Source organism: Roseburia sp. CLA-AA-H209 (assembly GCF_020687575.1).
GTDB lineage: Bacteria > Bacillota > Clostridia > Lachnospirales > Lachnospiraceae > Roseburia_C > Roseburia_C amylophila.
In genome coordinates, this window is sequence record NZ_JAJEQU010000008.1 from 23,441 (window position 1) to 45,363 (window position 21,923).

Genomic DNA, 21,923 nt, shown 5'->3' on the forward strand with positions numbered 1-21,923 from the left:
ATTTAAATATCAAAAATAGTCAATAACAACATAAAGAAAATGATATATCTATCAAAAAAAGTAAATAGAATTGGTTGTTACAAACAATTGGAAAACCACTTGAATAGATTATAATAGATTTAACAACAAAAGAAAAGTGATTTTCACAAAAACAATGATTACAGAGAAGGGGCATATGGATGAAGCAGGAAATCTTAGTAAAAGTAGAACATATGAATAAAAGATTTGGCTCTACCGTTGCATTAAAGGATGTTTCAATAGAGGTTTGTTCAGGCAGAGTTCTCGGACTTATTGGAGAGAATGGTTCTGGTAAATCAACAGTTACATCTATTATTGCAGGAATGCAGAACGCAGACAGCGGTACGATGACATATCATGACAAAGAATGGAAGCCGGAATCAATGCTGTATTCGTTGGAACATGGAATTGGAATGATTGTCCAGGAAACTGGAACAGTGCCGGGAATTACAGTAGCAGAGAATATATTCCTTGGCGAGACAAAGTTCTTTAAGAGTTTTGGCGAAAAGCATAAATGGGGACCGGTTAAAAGGAAGCTGTTAAATCAGAAAGCACAGGAAGCCTTAGATGCAATCGGTGCCAGCCATATTCGTGCAGAACAGATGACAGCAAGCCTTGATTTACAGGAACGTAAGCTGATTGAGATAGCAAGAATTATGAATAAGCATCCGGAAGTGCTGGTAGTAGATGAGACTACAACTGCATTGTCACAGAAGGGAAGAGAGATTATCTACAATATTATGGAACAGATGAAAAAAGAAAACAAAGCGGTGGTTTTCATCTCCCATGATTTGGAAGAGATTATGGAAAAATGCGATGCATTGACGGTTCTTCGTGATGGAAATATTATAGTTACTTTTGATAAGAGCGAATTTGATGAAGACAAAATAAAATCAAGTATGATTGGAAGGCAGCTGGAAGGCGACTATTATCGAAGTGATTATGATGGAAGCTGCGAAGATGAAGTTGTCTTAGAAATGAAAGATGTAAATCTGACTGGCAAACTGATTGATTTTAATCTGCAATTGCATAAAGGAGAAATTCTTGGAATCGGAGGACTTTCGCACTGTGGAATGCATACACTTGGAAAAGTCATGTTTGGAAATAAAAAACCGGAGTCTGGTGAAATAAGAATTAAAGGAAAGAAATTGAAAAACGAAGCCGATGCAATGAAGCATATGGTTGGATATGTGGCAAAAGACAGAGACACTGAGTCGCTATGCCTGAATGCCAGCATCAAAGATAATATTGCTGTTGGCGGACTGGACCAGTTTACAACTGGTGGATTCCTGATTTTCCCGTGGAATGAAAAGAAATATGTTCAGAAACAGGTGGAAACATTAAGTATTAAATGTGCAGGAATAAATCAGTATGTTTCGGCATTATCCGGTGGAAATAAACAGAAGGTTGTATTTGGAAAATGGATTGGACGAGGCAGTGATGTATTGATTCTGGACTGCCCGACGCGAGGCGTTGATATTGGTGTGAAGCAGGCGATGTATCAATTGATGTACCAGATGAAAAAAGAAGGAAAATCAATTGTTATCATTTCAGAGGAATTAACAGAACTGATCGGTATGTCAGACCGTCTGATGATTATGAAGGATGGAAAGATTATGCATGAATTTCCAAGAAGTGAATCGCTTTCAGAAGCAGATGCGATTCAGTACATGATATAGGAGGCGGATGAAATGAAAACAAAGAATTTAAGAAAAAATGTTATGCTCCTTGCCCCTTTATTTGGTCTTGTGGCATTGCTGGTTGCTTTCTTTATCATTGGAACATCTAAAAATATAAATGTTGCATATGGAATGAAAAGTATTATCAACCAGTCAGTTGTGGTTGCAGTAGTAGCAACAGGTGCAATCTTTATTTATACCCTTGGTTCCTTTGATATCAGTCTTGGAGCATCTGTAGCAGTAAGCGCACTGGTAGGTGGGATTGTTTATAACAAAACAGAGAGCCTGGTAATAATGTTTGCAGCTTGCCTTGGAGTGGCGGTCTTTATAGGACTATTTAACTCAGTACTGGCATCTATTTTTAACCTCCCTGTTTTCGTAACAACGATTGCAATGCTAAGTGTATTGAATGCACTGGTACTGGTTCTGATTAAGATGAATGGAACAGGTTCTGAAATAAGAGTGCCAATGATGGCGGTCAGTAGGCTGAATACAACACAGTTTAAAATATTCGTATTAGCTGCATTTTTCTTAGTATGTATACTGGTATTCTCTTTTACTAAAGTAGGAAGAATGCAGAAATTCCAGGGCGGAAATCCAATTTGTGCAAAATTAAGCGGTATTTCTGTAAAGAAAATGTCGATTATAGCATTTATCATGTCTGGAATAGGAGTTGGACTTGGCGCATGTCTTTCCATTGTCTATGCTCCGACTTTAACGAGAAATACTGCATCCAGTGTAGGAATGGATGTCATCATAGCGATTGTATTTGGTGGTATGCCGGTATCAGGTGGCGCAAGAAGTAAAATTTATGCAGCAGTAATCGGAGCTTTTTCCATGACATTGCTCAGTCAGATTATGGTGATGTTTAATCTGAATTCCGGAATTGGACAGATGGTAAAAGCAGCAATATTTATATTGGTAGTATTCCTGGCAACCAGTGACCAGAGAGGAAAGATGTTACCAAGATAATATCCATATGGTATTAAGTGATAGTCACTTTATACATAAACATGTAATGTACAGGAGGAAAGAACATGAAAAAAATTCTAGCAATGTTGCTGGCAACGGTCATGGTAGTAGGATGCTTTACCGGATGCGGAAGCGACAAGAAGAATGACAGTTCTGAAGTGGTAAGTACAGAACAGTCAGGCAGCAAAGAAGAGACACCAGAACTTGATATGAGTGAAACCGTTAAAATGGGTATTCTTGTATCAGATGCAACAAGTGCAGAGGCATTGGCATTCCGGACATACTATACAGAGTATATTCAGAAACAGTACAATGTTGAGCTTATTTATTCTGATGAATTAAAGGATGCAGCAGGGGAAACATCAGCAATTGATACTTTTATTACAAATAATTGTAAAGCAATTATTTCATTCTCATCCTTTGACCGTGCAGCACAGATTGAACAGTGTGAAGCAGCAGGTGTGTATTATGCAGTTGCAACAGGAACTTTAACAGATGAAGAATATGAGACTTATAAGGGATATGAGCATTATGTAGGTGCAATCGGACCATCTCTTGAAGTAGAATATCAGACTGGTTATGATATGGCAAATTACTATCTGGAGCAGGGTAAGAAAAACTTTGCTATCTTCGGTGGAGCAATTCCATATTATACAGATATGCATATTTATCGTGCAGCAGGTATGATTGCAGCTATGGTAGATGCAGGTGGAGCAGATGCTAATTACAAAGGTGCTACAGATGAAGCTGGAATTATTGGACAGATTTATGCAGATGGACAGATTGAAACCGGAGCAATTGGTGATGTAAATATCGTTGGTTATGTAGGCGGATATGACATGGATGATGCATGGTTTGGAAAATGTGCTCAGATGGCACAGACTCCTGACCTAGAGGTTATCTTAGCTGTTGGAAATGGTTCTGACTTCTTTGGAACAGCAATTGAAGGCACAGATGTTAAGATTGCCAGCGTAGATGCTTATGCAGAAAGCTATGGTACTGCAATGGATGGTGGAATGCTTGATTACCTTGCAGGTAAGTTCTCAGCAAGTATCGGACCTATCTTTATTGCAACTTATCGTGCAGTACTTGGAAGCCCGATCCGTACAGAAGATGGAAATGCTTTAGCTCTCAGCCAGGGTTACTGGGTTGCAACTTCACCAGAAGAGTTCTCTGAGTACTATGCAGTAGACAGCTCTGTAGACAGCCCTGCATATACAAAAGGTATGTTAGATGGACTTCTTACAGCAGATTATGCATCATTTGAAAAATTTGTAAGTGCTTATGGATTTAAAGATATCCAGAAAGAAGCAAAATAAGTAACATATTAATAAAATTTTTGTTCTGCTCCGGAATTCTCCGGAGCAGAATTTAGAAAAGACATGAGGGAAAATAACATGAAAAGTAAAGGAAGAAATAGTATTTTAAAAAAGATAATTGGAACTTTGTGTATTCCGGTAGTGACACTGCTCGTAATGATACTCTTATGTCAGAGGAATGGTGTTGTATTTTTTGAATCAGAAGGAAACTGGATTTTGTTTTTCCGGGCAACAGCAACAGTAATGTTAACGACATTTGCTCTTTCATTGAATCTGAATTCCGGAAGATTTGATTTCTCAATCGGAGCAATTTCGTTATTGTCATCAGTAATCAGTGCATCAATTTGTTCATCCCATGGACTTTCAACACCATATATGCTCGTGATTTCTATTGTATCCGGAGCATTGCTTGGACTGATATCCGGAGCAATTTATGTAATTGTAAAATTACCACCGATTATTGTGTCACTGGGAGTAACACTGTTTTACGAAGGAATGGCATTCGCACTTACCGATGGTTATGGCGTGTCATTTGTAGCAAATAAAGAATTAACAAGTTTTCCAGGTGTTTTGAATTATGTACTTGTAATTGTAATTGGACTCGTTTTATTTATTGCGATTTTTGATTATACACAATTTGGTTATGAATATAAGTCACTATTATCCGGACAGAAGGTTTCTGTTAATACAGGAATTCATGAAGTATCCAATGCAGTAATCTGTTATACCATTGCAGGCGGCTTCATGGGTGTAGTTGGATTTATTAGTGCTTCAAATACAGGAAATATTCAGATGTCTTTAAACTTTGGCTCAATTGGAGTAATGTTTACAGCTTTCTTACCGATGTTTATCGGTGGATTTATCGGACGGTTCTGCAATGAAAAAATTGGTTATCTGTTAGGAGCAGTAACAACAGCATTCATATCATTGATGTATGCAAGATTAAATGTAGATGCATCCATTCAGCAGATTGTTACTGCAGTTATCCTGGTATTGTTCCTGATTTATCTGAATAACGAGAATAAGGTAATTGAGCTTGTAATGCTGAAGAAACAGTTGAAGAAAAAAAGACAAGAGGATAATTAGATGAAATATAAAGGAATCATTTTTGATTTGGACGGAGTAATCTGCTTTACCGATAAGTATCATTATCTGGCATGGAAGAGACTGGCAGATAAACTGGGAATATATTTTGATGAAACCATAAACAACCGGTTAAGAGGCGTAAGCCGGATGGAAAGCCTTGAGATTATTTTAGAGAAAAGTACAAAGAAATATTCCAAAGAAGAGAAAGAAGATTTCGCAGAGCAGAAAAATAAGATGTATGTGGAATTGCTGGAAGACATGACACCGGCTGATTTGCCAAAAGAAGTAAAAACAACCTTAGATGATTTAAGGAAACAGGGAGTTTTACTGGCAATTGGTTCATCCAGTAAAAATGCAAAGAGAATATTAAAACATTTAGGATTAGAAAATTATTTCGATGCCATCAGTGATGGAACGAATATTACAAAATCAAAACCTGATCCGGAGGTATTTTTGAAAGCAGCAGAATACCTGCAGTTAGAACCACAGGAGTGTCTTGTTGTAGAAGATGCGGTGGCAGGGATAAAAGCAGCTACAGATGGAGGCTTTGATAGTGCAGGATTGGGTGAAGCATCCGAATGTGAAATGACAACATATCCATTGAGCGGTTTTGCTGAACTGAGAAATATTAATTAAGAAAAGGAGCAGCCGTGGCTGCTCTTTTTGTGCCTTAAATGAAAGGAAAAAGAGATGAATTATAAAGAAAAACCATTTTATTTAGATGATGTAGACATTGCCTGGGTAGAAAATACGCTGGAAAATATGAGCCTGGAAGAAATGATAGGACAGTTGTTCTGCCCGATTGGATATTCAACGGATCCGGAGTATCTGAATATGTTATTACATTTCCATATCGGCGGATTATTTTTCCGGGATGGTGTGGCAGAAGAGATGCAAAGTACATTTACCTATGCGCAGGAGCACACAAAGATTCCGCTTCTGATTCCATCAAATTTAGAAGCGGGAGGAGATGGAGCGGCTACCAATGGAACTGCATATGGAAAACAGATGGCATGTGCAGCTGCAAATGATCCGGTATATGCATATCGTCTGGGAAAGATTGCCTGCTCAGAAGGAAGTGCATTAGGAATTAACTGGGCTTTTGCACCGGTAGTTGACATAGATAGAAATTATCATAATCCAATTACCAATGTCAGAACATATGGCGATGATCCGGAGAAGGTTTATGCCTATGCAAGGGAGTATCTTCGTGCAGCAGATGAATGCAATATGGCAGTCTCAATTAAGCATTTCCCGGGAGATGGTGTGGATGAAAGAGACCAGCATCTTTTGACATCGGTAAATAGTCTTAGCATGGAAGAATGGGATAAATCCTATGGAAGTATTTATCAGCGGTTGATTGACGATGGTGCCAAAACTGTTATGGCAGGGCATATTGCAATGCCAGCGTATCAGGAACATTTTAATCCACAGTTAAAGGGCAAGATTGTTCCGGCTTCTCTTTCCAGAGAGCTTTTGGTGAATTTGCTTCGGGACAAATTAGGATTTAACGGACTTGTCATTACAGATGCAACACCGATGGTCGGATTTACGGCAGCCGGTAAACGAAGTGAAACGGTACCAATGGCAATAGAAAATGGCTGTGACATGATTTTATTCAATAAAGATTTAAAAGAAGATTATCAGTTTATGCTAGATGGTTATAAGAATGGTCTGTTATCCCGTGAAAGATTACTGGATGCAAACAGACGCATACTGGCATTAAAGGCTTCTTTAAGATTACATGAAAAGAAGATAAAAAGACAGCTGGTTCCTGGAAAGGAAGCATTAAAAAACTTACGCACCACGGAGCATATACAGTGGGCAAAAGAGCTGGCAGACCAGTCTGTTACACTGGTGAAAGATATTGCAGAGAATCTTCCAATCAGTGCGAAGAAGACACCGCGTATTTTGCTGGAAATTTTAGGACATTTTCCGTCCAATGAAAGAGTAGTCGGAAAAGTAAAAGAAGAACTGGAAAAGAGAAATTTCCAGGTATTCCTCTATGAGAAGGAAGATTTCGAAAAGGGTGTCGATAATGTAACAGCTTTTAAAGATAAGTATGACATGGTAATTTACATCGGAAATGTGGAAAATGCCAGCAATCAGACCACCAACCGGTTAAACTGGTATACCTTCTGGGGACAGGGAAATAATGTTCCGTGGTTTGCAGAAGAAGTACCGGTAATTTTTATCAGTGTAGCCAATCCATATCATTTACTGGATGTGCCAATGATAAAAACGTATATTAACTGTTACTCCAATAATGATTATGTATTAGAGGCAGTAATAGCAAAGATTGCCGGAGAAAGCAGATTTAAAGGAGTAAGTCCGGTAGATCCATTCTGTGGACGAATCGAACTTTCCTACTAAAAGAATAACGAGACATAAGGGAGAACCGGTTATATGTATATCAGCAGATTAAGAGTAAATCATAAAAAAAATCCATTAGGTTTTAATTTGGCAAAAATCCATTTGTCCTGGGAAGTAAAGGCTGTCTGTGGAAAATGGGCCGTGGAAACAAGAATTATAGTATCAGAGAGCAGCAATATGGAAAAGCTGGTATATGATTCCGGAGTACAGGAGAATTATCATGAGAACCAGATGCTGGTTTCCTTCGACTTAAAACCAAGAACCAGATATTACTGGCAGGTAGAAGTTAAAGATGACAAGGGAGACTGCTCAAAAAGTAATCCGGCATGGTTTGAAACGGGAAAACTGCAGGAAAGCTGGACCGCAAAATGGATTGGAACAGAAGAAAATGAAAAGAGAATGCCTCTTTTATATAAAGAGTTTGAATTAAAAGAGAAACCGGAGTCTGTCAGATGGCATGTATGTGGTCTGGGATTATATGAAGCATATGTCAATGAAAAGAAGGCGGGCAGAGAATTTCTTATGCCGGGTTATCATTGCTATGACAGCTTTTTAGAATATCAGACACTGGATGTTACAGAATTGTTATCTCAGGGAAAGAATAAAATTGCGGTTCTGTTAGGCGAAGGCTGGTATAAAGGAAGATTTGGATTTGATGGTGATTACAGAAATCTATATGGTAATCAGAAGAAGTGCATTGGAGAATTACATATACGATATGCCAATGGACAGGAAGAATGTATTGTAACAGACAGCAGCTGGAAGGCAGAAGAAAGCAGCATATGTGAAAATGGAATCTATGATGGAGAACATATTGATGAGACATTAGAACACAAAATGCTTTCCGTGGAGGAAATAGAAGAAACAAGACCACTTGTGGAACGATTTAATCCAAGAATTCATAAAGTAGAAGAATTTCAACCGGTATCAGTAAAACAGGAAGATGAAGCACTTTTGCTGGATTTTGGGGAAACAGTCACCGGTTGGGTAGAAATAACTGGTGCATTTGAAACAGGTCAGAAAGTTATGATGCAGTATGGAGAAGTTCTGCAAAAGGGCAGATTTTACAGGGATAATCTCCGTACTGCCAAAGCAGAATTTACATATGTATCGAAGGGAAAAGGAGAAACCATACGTCCTCATTTTACCTATTATGGATTTCGCTATGTGAAGATAAAAGGTCTGAATCCGGAAAAAGAATATAAATTTATTGCTTATCGTATTATGTCTGATATTGAGAGAACCGGCTGGGTGGCAACAGATCATGATAAGGTAAATCATTTATTAGAAAATACACTGCGTTCCCAGAAATGTAATTTTCTGGATATTCCAACGGATTGTCCGCAGCGTGATGAACGAATGGGCTGGACAGGTGATGCGGGAATTTTTGCATCCACAGCATGTTTTCATATGGATAGCGGAAGTTTCTTTCATCACTATATGAAAAATATGCAGGCTGAGCAGGAAAAATGTAATGGAGCTATTCCGTTCTTTGTTCCAAGACCAAAGGTAAAAAAAGAAGAACATACGAATCCTTTCTATCTGGATTCCGGAGCGGCAGTATGGGGAGATGCAGCAACGCTGATTCCATGGAGACTCTATCAGTTTTATGGAGATAAGGCAATGTTAGAGGAGCAGTATCCTGTTATGAAAGCCTGGGTGGATTACGAATATGAGAGAACAAAAGAGAATGAGATTCCGTATCTGTGGCAGAATGACAGGCAGCTGGGAGACTGGCTGGCATTAGACAATGGAAATATCAATAATCCGATTGGAAAGACAGACAGTGGCTTTATCGCATCCGTTTACCATTATTGGTCAACCAAAATGGTGAAAGAAGCGGCAGAAAGTCTAGGATTAGAGGAAAGTAAAGTATATGCAGAGAGAGAAAAAGAGATTCGGAATGCAATTTTAAATTATTACTTTCCAGATAAAAAGTTTTGCTTGGAATACACACAAACCGCTTGTGCACTTTTGCTTTATTTAAAACTTTATCCAGAGGGAGAAAGAGAAGTTATAACGGCAAAACTGGCAGAGTTACTTAAGAAAAATAATGGACATTTAAATACAGGTTTTGTTGGAACACCAATTCTGTGCATGGCTTTGTCAGAGAATGGACAAAATCAGCTTGCTTATGACCTGCTTTTAAACGAGGACTATCCAGGATGGCTGCATGAGGTGAACCTTGGTGCAACAACGGTATGGGAACGATGGAATTCATTGGAAGAGGATGGAAGTATCAGCGGAACCGGTATGAACAGCTTAAACCATTATGCATATGGAAGCATTGCAGAATGGATATACAGATACATGTGTGGTCTGAATCCGTCTATAGGAGAGGCGGTAAAGATGACCATATATCCGATGCCAGATCAAAGATTAAAAAAAGCAGAGGGAAGCTGGAGAAGTGTATTTGGTAAATATGTCTGTGCATGGAACTGGAAGAGTGAGCAGGAAGTAGTCTGTAACATAGAAGTTCCATTTAATGCAAATGCGAGATTTATTTTGCCGGATGGAACGGAAGAGATATTAGACTGCGGAAAATATGAAAAAATTTTAAACATGCGTCCTTAGAGAAGGTGTAAATATGAAGAAAACAATAAAAAAAGAATTTCTATTTATGGCAATTGGTTTATTTCTGGTAATGGTAATTGGAATTACGGTAATTATCGGAGAGGTAACAAAAATTGAACAGGCAGAGCAGCTTGTTACGGATGGCTATATTTCCATGGAGAAATATTATGGAAGAGTGGAAAAGAAAATTGAAACCTGTCAGAAATATGCCAATATTTTAACCGCACTCAGTGATGAAGACATGCTGATTGCCGGGGATATCAGTGGAAATATGGAAACAGAGGAAGAAGCCATTGCCCAGTATCTCACGGAAATGGAAAAGCTGACCAAAGATATTTCAGAGCAGAGTTTAACCGACAGTTTTATGACTTACAGCAGTGTAAATAAAGAACTGATGGAGCAATTGAAAGAATGCAGACAGGCAAGAGATGATGGAGATATTGCAAAAGCAAAATCCATCATTGGAGGCAGTGCATTAGAAAAAATACAGGCGCGGGAGTCGGCATGCAATGATTTTCAGGAAAAGTTAGATGAGAATGTAAAACGCAGTTCACAGAATATGAAAGCCCGGACCCAAAAAACTTATCTTATCAGTGTAACAATCGGCATATGTTTTCTGATTATCTGCTTAGTTACATACATACTGGTGAATAAGGCGATTATTCAGCCACTCAAAAAAGCAAGTTTACAGTTAAACCAGATGGTAGAGGATATCCAGAATGGAAATGGAGATTTAAGCATCCGGATTCCGGTAAAAAGGATGGATGAGATAGGACAACTGGTTACAGGAGTAAATCTTTTTGTAGAAAAATTACAAAATATCATGAAGCAGTTAAAAGATGGTTCATCCGATATGGACGAAGTTGCAGATAAAATGAACAGGCAGGCTGGAAATATCGGAGAAGAGACCATGAATATGTCAGCTGTAATTGAAGAGTTATCTGCAGGAATCATGGAAATTAATGACCGTTCCGGACAGGTTAGTGAACGAGTTGGAAAAATAGTAGAAAATGTCAGAGATATATCAGAGGAAACCGGAAATGGAGTTCAATTCGTAGATGAAATGCGTGAACGGGCAGATTATATCGAGAAAAAAACAGCAGAAAGCAAAAAAGAAACCAATGATATGATTGGCAGTTTAGGACATAGCATTGCGGACAGCTTAAAAGGAAGCAAAAAAATCTATGAAATAGGAAATCTGACAGAACAGATTCTTGGAATTGCAGAACAGACTAATCTTTTGGCTTTGAATGCTGCAATAGAGGCTGCAAGAGTAGGAGAAGCGGGAAAAGGATTTGCAGTAGTAGCATCTGAAATCAGGGAACTGGCAGATAATAGCCGGGAGACGATGGGTGAGATACAGACAATTAATATGTCTGTGACCACAGCAGTCAGCACACTGATTGAACAGGTGGAAAAAATGATGGAGTTCTTAAATCAGAACATATTGCAGGATTATAACGGTTTTGAAATGATGGCTTCCCGCTACCGCCAGGATGCAGACTATATGGGAGATTTTTGCGGAACAATCAATCATAATGTGCAGGATATGTATCAGGCAATGGATGAAATGAAAGAAAACATGGATACCATAGCAACGTCTATCGATGAAAGCTCGGAAGGGTTACAGGTCTTCGCAGGAAGTGTCGAGGATTTGGCAAAAGCAGTAGAAGATATCAAAGAGCAGTCATATGTAAATCAGACCGTATCAAATGGACTTAAAGGAGAGACAGAAAGGTTTATTAATATATAGTGTTTATTAAAGAAGATATTTAATGGAGAGGGAAAATGCTTTTTTGTGGGAGAAAAAGGAAACATAAATTTCATATAGTACAGGCATTATTAGCGGTAACACTATTACTTCTGCTGTCTTTTGTACAGAATGCGAATGCAAAAGAGCAGGAAAATGGTGAAGAAATTTATGAAACAGAGATAGGTGAGTTAGAGCAGAGTACAGAAGAAACAGAGGACACAGAAGATGTAGATAATACAGAAGAAAACAAGATAGCCTTTTTTTCACAGACTTATGGAAGTGGCACGATTTCACTGGGCAGTTATAACGGTGGAGGAACAATTTCTTTGACAGAGGATGTGACAGCTTCAGGCATTTGTCAGTTAAATGGTGTTTTGGATATTGATTTGAATGGCCATAAGATGACGATGCAGAATAACGCAAGTTTTATGTTATGCAGCGATAATGCAGTACTCAATATCCGGGATTCTGCCGGTGGAGGTGTCATTTACGCATCATGTCAGTTAATCTGGATCTATAGTGGCGGCACAGTAAATTTATATGGTGGAACATTGGAGGGGGAGAATATGACAAAGCTTCCACAGAGTGGTGGCTGCGTGAATTTATCCAGAAGTAATATGGGAACACCGGTATTCCACATGTATGGTGGAGTTATACGTAATTTCCAGGCATCACAGTATGGCGGTGCAGTATATGTGGCAAGCACTTTCTCCGGGAAGAAACCGTCTTTTTATATGTATGGAGGTACAATTGAAAATTGTAATGCATCAGAAGGAGCTGCTGTTTATGTAGATGATTCCGGAGATGGACCAGGCTATTTCTATATGAAAGGTGGAACGAAGAAAGAAGAGGGCGGTGAAAGCAAGGCTGTGATACATTGCGCAGCTTATAATGGAAATAAGACTAAAAATGCCATATATAATTATGGATATTTTGGAATAGAGGGTGTTATAGATATAGAAGGAATTGTATATCTGCACCAGAATAACTGGGCAAGCACGACGAAGCATTTTATTAAGGTTACAGACAGGCTTGTTGTAGTGGGAGATGGATATATAGATATTGATTCAGCATATCCCAACAGTAATGCAGTCTGTACCGGACATACAGTTATTGAAAATGCGACACAGACCGAAGGAACTTCGCAAAATCCAATCTCACAGGAAGAATTTTATACTTATTCCAGTTATTTTATTAATTCTACAAAAGGATTGATGATTTCGGCGGGATTTGACCCGACGAAGAATGAAATGGCTGGAAAGGAATATCCGTCCAACTGGCCGTCTTATCAGGCAGATTTGTACAGCAGGAAGTATACCTATAAAGATGTAAAGGGACAGACCATGCTGATTCAGGCTTCTGATTCACCAGGAGACAAAAGACAGATGCAGAATTATAATTATCTGATTTATACAGAACGGGATAAATTAGAGGAAGATTATGCTGTGTACTATAGTATCAAAATATCAAAACGGGATATTGGAACGGATGACAGATTAAATGGGGCTGTATTTTCACTTAAGAAAAAGAATATAGCGGAAGACGGAACAGTGCGTTATGAAGATATCGGAATAAGTGGAACAACCGGTATGGAAGAAGATGGCGTGGCGGCCGGTGAAACTTATATTTATCTGGATGCTGAGAAAATGGGAAAGTTAATGGTAGATGATGGAACTTATGTTTTGACAGAGGATACTGCGCCGGATGGGTATGTGGCAAGAGGTGAATTAGCTGTTATTGAAATTAAACATAAGCTGGATGAAAGTACCGGAAAGACAGTATCAGTTGTAGAAGTGGTTGCCAATAACAAAGTGCTTGGAACGTCTGAACAGGTAGTGAATTCTACATATGGCGACAAAGGAATGCTGGTGAATAAAGAAATTGTGTTTACTTTGAAGAATTCTACGGAACTGTTAGAAGAAAATATAGATTATACCATTCAGGTGGATAAGTACCGTGACACAGAATACCAGCAGAGACTCTCAGGAGCGCATTTTGAATTATATACAGCAGAAGAACCGGTTACACTGGTGGCAAACGGAACAACAGATACAAATGGTACGGTAAAACTGCTGGATTTAAATGGCTCAGAATTTACCTGTTCAAAAGGAGCCCATTATAAATTAAAAGAAGCAGAAGCACCGGAAAACTTTTATCTGATGTCAGATGAGATAGATATCAGGATAAAAGAAGAAAATCAGGTATTTATCAATGACGTTTTATTGGAAGATGGAAATACACTTTCCGGGGCAGATGCAGGTGGCACAACAGAATATGGGGACTGGCGTGTGACAAGGCAGGAAGATGCCATAGTATTTTCTGTTTATGATGAGGAAAAACCACCGACATGGACTTTACAGGCAAGAAAATATGGAACAAAAGTAATTGATGCATTGGCTTTGTCTGGTGCAGAATTTACGTTATATCAGGTGGAATCATCCGGCGAAACGGAAATTATATCGCTTACAAGTTCGGATGGAACAGATGGACATGAAATCGGAGAATTAGAATTTACAGATACAAATGGAGAACCACTGCAGCTTGCATGTAATACAACCTATATTCTGCGGGAAACACATGCACCTGTGGGATATGAAATAATGGAAGATATTATCTTAAGTATAAATGAGGATGCTTCACAAATAGAAGTAACGCAGGGTGGGGCAGGTTATGGAGAGGCATCATATGATGCGGTAAATAAGGTATTAACACTTTCAATTATAGATAAAGCAGTATATCGTATGCCAGAAACAAAAAGTGGAGGGCTCTATCCGCTTGCGGTTATCGGTACACTTTTCATGAGTTTTTTTGCCGTACTAATGCTGGTGATTTCCCAACGCCAGCAAAAAGTATAGGTTCTTCCCCAATCAGTAGTATAACTTAGTTTTTTTTAAATTCCCTAAAAATGTAAGAATGATTGACAGTGTTGATATAAACTGGACGATTGCAAGGCGGCTTTGAGCACCGCTTTGATAATTGTCTGAACAAGTAAAGGAGAGAGAATATGAAACAGAGAGTAAGAAGATGGAAGGCAATGATGATGGCAGTAATGCTGGTACTTAGTATAATTCTGCCGGCGAAAACGGTTAGGGCGGCAGATTCTGTCACTACGATTCAGGTAACCGGAATCGAGGAAGGATGTAATGTTTATGCATATGCAGTTGCAATTGATGCAGTAGATGCAAATGGAAATCATTACTGGAAATACAATCCGGAGGGAAATGTTGAGTCGAGAGTAAAAGATGGCAAAGTGGATACAGATGATCTGGTTTATTTTTATATGAATCTGAATTCAACAATGGGAGCTGATGACTGGGATTTACATGATGGAGAAGGAGATGCTGTTGTAGATAAGACTGTATTACACATGCAGTATAATGCTGTAGATGGTTCCTATAGTGTATCAAATGTAAAACCCGGTTTATATGTAATCGCTGCAAATAAACAGGTCAAAGAATATTCTTATAGTGGTAATGTGGTTGCGGTAAATTATCAGTACAGCGGTACTGGAATAGCATCTATTGCAGATGAAAACGGAGTGATTCATGTAGCAGCGAAGAAATCCAGCGATCCAACCATGAAGAAGGAAGTAATTGAAAATGGAAATGCATATAAATATGGGGATGCGAATATTGGAGACACAGTAGAATTTAAGATTACGATGACAATTCCGGATTATCAGGGATCCTGGTTATCTGATAAGTTACATTATAATATTAAGGATTCACTCACAGATGGACTGACTCTGGATGTAAGTTCTATTAAATTAGAAGGAACATCCATCAATGATTTATTTGTAACAAATAAGAAATGTACTTCAACCAATATTACAACCTCCACAAGTGGTTTTACATTAGATTTATATGGTGAGGATGTTTATCAGTATGCAGGAAATACGATTGCAATTACTTATCAGGCAAAAGTAAATGAGAAAGCAAAAGTAAACTTTGATTCAGATGAGAATAAAGCAACTTTAAAGTATTCTACGGTAGCATCCGGTACTGATATGAGTGATCCGATGCAGGATATCACACATCATTATACATTTGGATTTGATACTCTGGTAAATGGAACTGGTTCTGAGAAAACTACAGAGATTACCAAATATGGTGTAAAGACAACGACAGAACTTGATAATAAAGTAGCACTGGACGGTGCACAGTTCAAGTTATTTGATGCAAATGGAAAGCAGTTATATTTTACCAGTGATGGTGAATATACTACCGAGACAAGTGGAACATATGATTATATTGTATCAAAAAACAATGGTCAGCTGACAGCAACCGGTCTGGATGCAGGTACATATACTTTAAAAGAGTCCAAGGCACCATTGGGATATGCATTGGATAAGACTACTTATACGATTGTAATCACACCGACTTATAATGAACTGACAGGAGAATTAAAGAATTATACGGTAAGAGTAAATGGCGCAACTGGAAATTCTATTACTTTTACACATGAAAAGCTGGATAATGGAACAATAAATACAACAGACAATGCTGCAAATGCAGATACGTTTGGAATTAATAATACACCACTTATTACCTTACCGGAGACAGGTGGAGCAGGAATGATTGCACTGACTGTTGCAGCAGTTGTCTTAATGGCAGGATTTGGAACAATGTTTGTTTCATTGAGAAAAAGAAAACAGGTAAAATAATTAAGAGAGGGCAAAGTAGAATGAAAGAATCTGTACGTAAAACATTAATGTTTCTCATGGCAGTTGGCTTTTTGACAGGCTTTGCCCTGCTGCTTTATCCAATGTTTTCTAATATGTGGAACGAGTATAATAGCAAATTAAAGTTTGAAGAATATCAGCATGAAAATGCAGAAAAAGCGGAGGATACCAGTTTAGAAGAGGAGTGGGAGAAAGCAGCGGCATATAACGAGCGGTTGCAGCCAATTGTAATTCCTGATAGTTTCATTCAGGCAGAACAGGAGGAAGTAACACAGCAGGATAGTGAATATATGTCCTGCCTGAATCAGAATGGGGATGGTATGATGGGTTATCTGTCTATTCCGAAGATTGGCGAAATTATACCTGTATATCATACTTCCAGAGAAGAGGTATTACAAAAAGGAGCAGGACATATCCAGGGTTCATCGCTGCCCATCGGTGGAACGTCAACACATGCATCTATAGCAGCACATAGGGGAATTCCAGGAATGTCCCTGTTTACAGACCTCGATTTACTGGAAGAAGGAGACCAGTTCTACTTATATATATTAGATGAGATTCTGGCATACGAAGTGGATCAGATAGAAACTGTGATGCCGGAAGATACAGAGATTTTAAATGTAGAAGAAGGGAAGGATTATGTAACGTTGGTTACCTGTACGCCATATGGTGTAAATACGCAGCGTTTATTGGTGCGTGGACATAGAGTGCCTTATGTAGAGGAACAGGAGAAGGAGCAGGAAAGACAGGCAAAGAAAAGCATTCATACGAATTATCTGGCATGGATTTTTATTGGAATAATAGCTGCTATAGGCTCCATTGTAATATGCAGAAGTATCATCTGGATGATAAAGAAAAAAAGCAGCCATGGAACAAAAGGGAGAAAGCACAGGAATAAAATAGTTTGTAAAATACTATTCATAATGATATGTTTTGCTGGTCTGCAGCCAGAGAGTGTACGGGCAGAGGAGAATATTCCGGTATCGGAACCATGTTCTATTACTTTTGAAATTCCAAATGCATACCGTGCAGCTTTAAAAGAGCAGAAGCTGGAGCTTAGGCTATATCGCATTGCAGATATTACAGAGACAGGGGAATACCGTGATTTAGAAAAATATTCCGGGTTAAATATACAGGAGTTATCCGTGGAATCATCCGCCCGTGAATATAAGAAAAAAGCAGAAGATGTGGCGGCATCTCTTGGGGTTACCGAATGGGATGAGAGTGCAAAGACAGAACCGGATGCAGAGATTGAACTGACAGATAATACAGGAAACAAGGATGGAATGGAAGCCGGAGTATATTTAGTTTGTATGAAACCGCTTTATTTATCCGATGAAATCTATCAGGCAGATCCGTATCTGATTACACTGCCTGGTTTTATGGAGAATATCGAAAAAACAGGTGATGGAAAGTATGTCTGGATGAAGGATGCGGTAGTGGATTTAAAGCTGGCAAGGAAGGCAGTTTCAAGACCTCAGGAACCGCAGGAAGAAAGGGAGGAACCTGTGACTCCACTGGAAACAGAGGAGATTAAGACAGGCGATGAGACGGAATGGCAGCAGACTTTTGTATTACTGGCAGCTTCTGGAAGCATATTGGCTGTATTGTTGTTTTTAGGAAAAGTTTCATTGAGGAGAAAACGGGATGAGAAAAGAACTTCTGGACGAATTGATGATAATATCGGAGGAAGAAAAGAAATATAAATCAGGACAAAGTACGGTGGAACAAAGTCTGTATGCGAAAGATAACCTGACAGAGATTGACAGAAAAAGATTACTGCAGCGTGGAAAGCTGATTACGGTACGTCCACACAGCCGGTTTGTGGATTTCCCGGAGCATAGGCACAATTATGTGGAAATGATGTATGTGGTACAGGGCAGTATTACACATTATATAGAAGGAAAAGAACTGGTATTGCGTAAAGGAGATGTGCTGATGCTGAACCAGCATGTGTCACATGCAATAAAAAGGGCTGAGTATGAAGATATTGGAATTAATTTTATTGCATTACCGGAATTTTTTGAAGTTCCACTTACGATGCTGCATGAGAAAAATGTACTGGCTGATTTTGTAATTGGTGCAATGCGGCAGAAGAATCCGGTTTCCCATTATCTGCTATTTCGTTTAAAAGAAGATTTACAGGTGGAGAATCTGATGGAAAATATGATAGAATCCATGCTGCATACACATTGTAATGAAGATATTGCCAATCAGTATACCATGGGGCTTGTATTTTTATATCTGTTGAATCATCTGGAAAATTTGAGCCATAACTCATCCCTTGATTATAAGGAAACTGTTGTACAGGCGGTGATGGAATATATTAACAGTGATTGCCAGAATGCAAATCTGACTAAGATTGCGGAAGATACCCATCAGTCGATGACAGTATTGAGTAAATTGATGAAGCAGAAAACAGGATATACATTTCAGGAACTATTGCAGAGAAAACGGTTTCAAAAGGCAGTATATCTGTTAGTAGAGACTGAACTTACGGTGGAGGACATTGCACTGGAAGTTGGTTATGAAAACCAGAGCTATTTCTATCGGCAGTTTCAGAAACGCTATGGAATGACACCAAAAAAATATCGTGATTTACATAAGAAAGACGTGCATATAAGAATTTAAAACAAGGAAAATAAGGACAGTTTTTTGGTCTAATGAGAGGCTAAAAAACTGTCCTTATTTTTGTTAGATTTAGATTAACGAACAGGAAGAAGGAGTGTGAAAATGAATACAAAATATTATCTTGCAGTGGACATTGGCGCATCCAGTGGCAGACACATGCTGGCACACTTAGAGGATGGAAAAATAGTTTTAGAAGAAATCTACCGCTTTTCTAATGAAATGATTGATCGGAAAGGTTATAAAGTGTGGAATGTCAGAAGACTGTTTCAGGAAATTCTTTCAGGAATGAAAAAGTGTGCGGAACTTGGAAAAATTCCATATAGCATGGGAATTGATACCTGGGCAGTGGATTATGTGCTTTTAGATGAAAATGACAGAAGAATTGGTGAAACAGTTGCTTACCGGGATAAGCGGACCTATGGAATGGATGAAGAGGTATACAAATTAATAACGGAAGAACAGTTATATTTGAGAACAGGAATCCAAAAACAGATTTTTAATACAATTTACCAGCTGATGGCATTAAAGAAAAAAGAACCAGGCCAGTTAGAACGTGCAGAAACTTTTTTGATGGTTCCGGATTATTTTAATTTCCTGTTAACAGGCAGGAAAGTGCAGGAGTATACGAATGCAACTACAACACAGCTGGTAAATCCGGCAACGGAAGACTGGGATGATGAACTGATTGAAAAGCTTGGAATAAAGCGGAATATCTTTCAAGAGATAAAAATGGCAGGATGTGAAGTCGGAGAACTTGAACAGGAGATTCAAAAACAGGTGGGATTTAACTGCAAGGTGATTCTGCCGCCGACACATGATACAGCATCAGCAGTTGTAGCAGTGCCGTCCCGGAAAGAAGAGACCTTATATATCAGTTCTGGTACATGGTCTTTGATGGGAACAGAACGGCTGCAGGCAGATTGCAGCAAAGAAAGTATGCTTTACAATTTTACCAACGAAGGCGGTTATGGATATCGTTATCGTTTCTTAAAAAATATCATGGGATTGTGGATGATACAGTCGGTTCAAAAAGAACTTGTTCCGGATATGAGTTTTGCGGAAATCTGTGAACTGGCAGAGAAAGAAGAAATAACCTCGCTGGTAGATGTAAATGATGAAAGATTTTTAGCACCGGAAAGTATGGTAGAGGAAGTAAGAAGTGCTTGTTGGGAGACGCTGCAGCAGGTTCCAAAGACAATCGGAGAAATAGCGGCTGTTATTTATAACAGTCTGGCAAACTGTTATGCCATGGCAGCAAAAGAGATAGAAACAATTACCGGACAGAAATATCAGGAACTCCATATTGTTGGAGGTGGTGCAAATGCAGATTTTCTGAACAAACTGACAGCAAAATATACCGGAAAAACAGTTCTGGCTGGACCGACAGAGGCAACGGCATTGGGGAATATTTCCGTACAGATGATTACAGCAGGAGAATTCGCTGATTTGAAAGAAGCGAGGGAGTGTATTTATCATTCCTTTGAAATTAAATTATATAAAGCATAGAGAAGGAGATTAGAAAGTATGACAAGTTACGAAATGGCAAAAGAAAAATATGCCGCATGGGGAGTAGATACGGAAAAGGCAATGGAGCAGTTAAAAAAGGTTCCGGTTTCCCTCCATTGCTGGCAGCTCGATGATGTAATGGGATTTGATAATGATGGTGCATTGACCGGTGGAATCCAGACAACAGGAAATTATCCGGGAAGAGCGAAGACACCAGAACAGCTTATGGCAGATATGGAAGAAGCAATGAAACTTATGCCGGGTACAGCAAAATTAAATATTCATGCGTCTTATGCTATTTTTGAAGAAGGCGAATTTGCAGACAGAGATGCTTTAGAGCCGAAGCATTTTGCAAAATGGGTGGCATTTGCAAAGAAACATCATATGGGAATTGATTTTAACCCGACCTTCTTTTCTCATGAGAAAGTAAAGAACGGATTAACCTTATCCAGCCCGGATGAGGAAACAAGAAAGTTCTGGATTGAACATGGAAAAGCATGCATCCGCATTTCGGAGTATTTTGCAAGAGAGACGGGAATGCCTTGCGTTATGAATATATGGACCGGGGATGGATTTAAGGATGTACCGGCAGACAGAATGGGACCACGTCTGAGATATAAGGATTCCATAGAACAGATATTATCAGAACCATATGATAAAAATCTCGTAAAACCATGCGTGGAATCGAAAGTTTTTGGTATCGGAGTAGAATCTTATACGGTAGGTTCTGCAGAATTTACGTTAAGCTTTGCTGCAATGCATGATGGCTGTATGCCGCTTATGGATAATGGACATTATCATCCACAGGAATATGTTTCGGATAAAATTCCTGCAATGTTGTGTTTCTATCCGGAATTTGCATTACATATTACAAGAGGAGTACGCTGGGATTCCGACCATGTTCTTTTGCTGGACGATGAAACAAAGGAAATGGCAAAAGAGATTGTAAGAAATCAGGCACTGGACCGGGTGTATATGGCATTGGATTATTTTGATGCAAGTATCAATCGTGTTTCTGCACTTGCAACAGGATTCCGAAGCTGGCAGAAGGCTCTGCTTATGGCTTTATGTACACCGAATGAACAATTGAAAGAATTACAGGATACCAATCAGCTGGGTAAATTAATGGTAATGCAGGAGGCAGTAAAGATGCTTCCGATTGGAGAAGTCTGGGAAGAATATTGCAGACGGGAAGGTGTTACAGATGATGCACATTTCTATGATGCAATTGAAAAATATGAAAAAGAAGTATTGGTAAACCGTAACTAGAGAATATACAAACAATAATAGTTAAGAAAGAAAAATATCAGAAAGATATAATAAGAGGAAAA

The 21,923-nt window shown here is 38.8% G+C and carries 14 protein-coding genes; all 14 read left to right on the forward strand.

The features are described from left to right. Positions 1 to 179: 179 nt before the first annotated feature. Positions 180 to 1,697 (forward strand): sugar ABC transporter ATP-binding protein, encoded by a 1,518-nt coding sequence (locus LKD41_RS09035; RefSeq protein WP_022242956.1) that lies wholly within the window; start codon positions 180 to 182, stop codon positions 1,695 to 1,697. Positions 1,698 to 1,709: 12 nt separating this feature from the next. Next, positions 1,710 to 2,669 (forward strand): ABC transporter permease, encoded by a 960-nt coding sequence (locus LKD41_RS09040; protein ID WP_022242957.1) that lies wholly within the window; start codon positions 1,710 to 1,712, stop codon positions 2,667 to 2,669. A 65-nt stretch (positions 2,670 to 2,734) separates the two neighbouring features. Beyond that, positions 2,735 to 3,988, forward strand: a complete 1,254-nt coding sequence (locus LKD41_RS09045) for a sugar ABC transporter substrate-binding protein (RefSeq protein ID WP_227700986.1) — start codon at positions 2,735 to 2,737, stop codon at positions 3,986 to 3,988. Between the two features lie 78 nt (positions 3,989 to 4,066). Next, on the forward strand, positions 4,067 to 5,074 hold the full coding sequence (locus LKD41_RS09050; RefSeq protein ID WP_022242959.1) for an ABC transporter permease: 1,008 nt from the start codon (positions 4,067 to 4,069) through the stop codon (positions 5,072 to 5,074). Further along, positions 5,075 to 5,710 carry a beta-phosphoglucomutase gene (pgmB, locus tag LKD41_RS09055; protein ID WP_022242960.1) on the forward strand — a complete coding sequence of 212 codons (636 nt, stop codon included), beginning with the start codon at positions 5,075 to 5,077 and terminating at the stop codon, positions 5,708 to 5,710. Positions 5,711 to 5,764: 54 nt separating this feature from the next. Further along, positions 5,765 to 7,447 carry a glycoside hydrolase family 3 protein gene (locus LKD41_RS09060; protein ID WP_022242961.1) on the forward strand — a complete coding sequence of 561 codons (1,683 nt, stop codon included), beginning with the start codon at positions 5,765 to 5,767 and terminating at the stop codon, positions 7,445 to 7,447. A gap of 33 nt (positions 7,448 to 7,480) precedes the next feature. After that, entirely contained in the window at positions 7,481 to 10,021 is a 2,541-nt protein-coding gene (locus LKD41_RS09065) for an alpha-L-rhamnosidase (protein ID WP_022242962.1), read from the forward strand. A 13-nt stretch (positions 10,022 to 10,034) separates the two neighbouring features. Further along, positions 10,035 to 11,774: a methyl-accepting chemotaxis protein gene (locus tag LKD41_RS09070; RefSeq protein ID WP_022242963.1), complete on the forward strand. Its 1,740-nt coding sequence runs from the start codon at positions 10,035 to 10,037 to the stop codon at positions 11,772 to 11,774. Positions 11,775 to 11,809: 35 nt separating this feature from the next. Continuing rightward, positions 11,810 to 14,629: a prealbumin-like fold domain-containing protein gene (locus LKD41_RS09075; protein WP_022242964.1), complete on the forward strand. Its 2,820-nt coding sequence runs from the start codon at positions 11,810 to 11,812 to the stop codon at positions 14,627 to 14,629. Between the two features lie 149 nt (positions 14,630 to 14,778). After that, positions 14,779 to 16,437 (forward strand): isopeptide-forming domain-containing fimbrial protein, encoded by a 1,659-nt coding sequence (locus LKD41_RS09080; protein WP_022242965.1) that lies wholly within the window; start codon positions 14,779 to 14,781, stop codon positions 16,435 to 16,437. 20 nt (positions 16,438 to 16,457) lie between these two features. Next, positions 16,458 to 18,161 carry a class C sortase gene (locus LKD41_RS09085; RefSeq protein WP_227700987.1) on the forward strand — a complete coding sequence of 568 codons (1,704 nt, stop codon included), beginning with the start codon at positions 16,458 to 16,460 and terminating at the stop codon, positions 18,159 to 18,161. Continuing rightward, positions 18,103 to 19,086: an AraC family transcriptional regulator gene (locus LKD41_RS09090; protein ID WP_117841630.1), complete on the forward strand. Its 984-nt coding sequence runs from the start codon at positions 18,103 to 18,105 to the stop codon at positions 19,084 to 19,086. Before LKD41_RS09085 ends, LKD41_RS09090 begins: the two co-directional genes overlap by 59 nt. 102 nt (positions 19,087 to 19,188) lie before the next feature. Continuing rightward, entirely contained in the window at positions 19,189 to 20,592 is a 1,404-nt protein-coding gene (rhaB, locus tag LKD41_RS09095) for a rhamnulokinase (RefSeq protein ID WP_227700988.1), read from the forward strand. Positions 20,593 to 20,610: 18 nt separating this feature from the next. Beyond that, on the forward strand, positions 20,611 to 21,861 hold the full coding sequence (locus LKD41_RS09100; protein ID WP_227700989.1) for an L-rhamnose isomerase: 1,251 nt from the start codon (positions 20,611 to 20,613) through the stop codon (positions 21,859 to 21,861). The last annotated feature ends 62 nt before the right edge of the window (positions 21,862 to 21,923 follow it).

What these genes read in the sequence shown, in the direction of transcription:
- LKD41_RS09050 (WP_022242959.1), top strand. Translation starts at nt 4,067, where the DNA reads ATGAAAAGTAAAGGAAGAAATAGTATTTTAAAAAAGATAATTGGAACT.
- LKD41_RS09080 (WP_022242965.1), top strand. Translation starts at nt 14,779, where the DNA reads ATGAAACAGAGAGTAAGAAGATGGAAGGCAATGATGATGGCAGTAATG.
- LKD41_RS09060 (WP_022242961.1), top strand. Translation starts at nt 5,765, where the DNA reads ATGAATTATAAAGAAAAACCATTTTATTTAGATGATGTAGACATTGCC.
- LKD41_RS09035 (WP_022242956.1), top strand. Translation starts at nt 180, where the DNA reads ATGAAGCAGGAAATCTTAGTAAAAGTAGAACATATGAATAAAAGATTT.
- LKD41_RS09045 (WP_227700986.1), top strand. Translation starts at nt 2,735, where the DNA reads ATGAAAAAAATTCTAGCAATGTTGCTGGCAACGGTCATGGTAGTAGGA.
- pgmB (WP_022242960.1), top strand. Translation starts at nt 5,075, where the DNA reads ATGAAATATAAAGGAATCATTTTTGATTTGGACGGAGTAATCTGCTTT.
- LKD41_RS09040 (WP_022242957.1), top strand. Translation starts at nt 1,710, where the DNA reads ATGAAAACAAAGAATTTAAGAAAAAATGTTATGCTCCTTGCCCCTTTA.
- rhaB (WP_227700988.1), top strand. Translation starts at nt 19,189, where the DNA reads ATGAATACAAAATATTATCTTGCAGTGGACATTGGCGCATCCAGTGGC.
- LKD41_RS09085 (WP_227700987.1), top strand. Translation starts at nt 16,458, where the DNA reads ATGAAAGAATCTGTACGTAAAACATTAATGTTTCTCATGGCAGTTGGC.
- LKD41_RS09100 (WP_227700989.1), top strand. Translation starts at nt 20,611, where the DNA reads ATGACAAGTTACGAAATGGCAAAAGAAAAATATGCCGCATGGGGAGTA.
- LKD41_RS09090 (WP_117841630.1), top strand. Translation starts at nt 18,103, where the DNA reads ATGAGAAAAGAACTTCTGGACGAATTGATGATAATATCGGAGGAAGAA.
- LKD41_RS09075 (WP_022242964.1), top strand. Translation starts at nt 11,810, where the DNA reads ATGCTTTTTTGTGGGAGAAAAAGGAAACATAAATTTCATATAGTACAG.
- LKD41_RS09065 (WP_022242962.1), top strand. Translation starts at nt 7,481, where the DNA reads ATGTATATCAGCAGATTAAGAGTAAATCATAAAAAAAATCCATTAGGT.
- LKD41_RS09070 (WP_022242963.1), top strand. Translation starts at nt 10,035, where the DNA reads ATGAAGAAAACAATAAAAAAAGAATTTCTATTTATGGCAATTGGTTTA.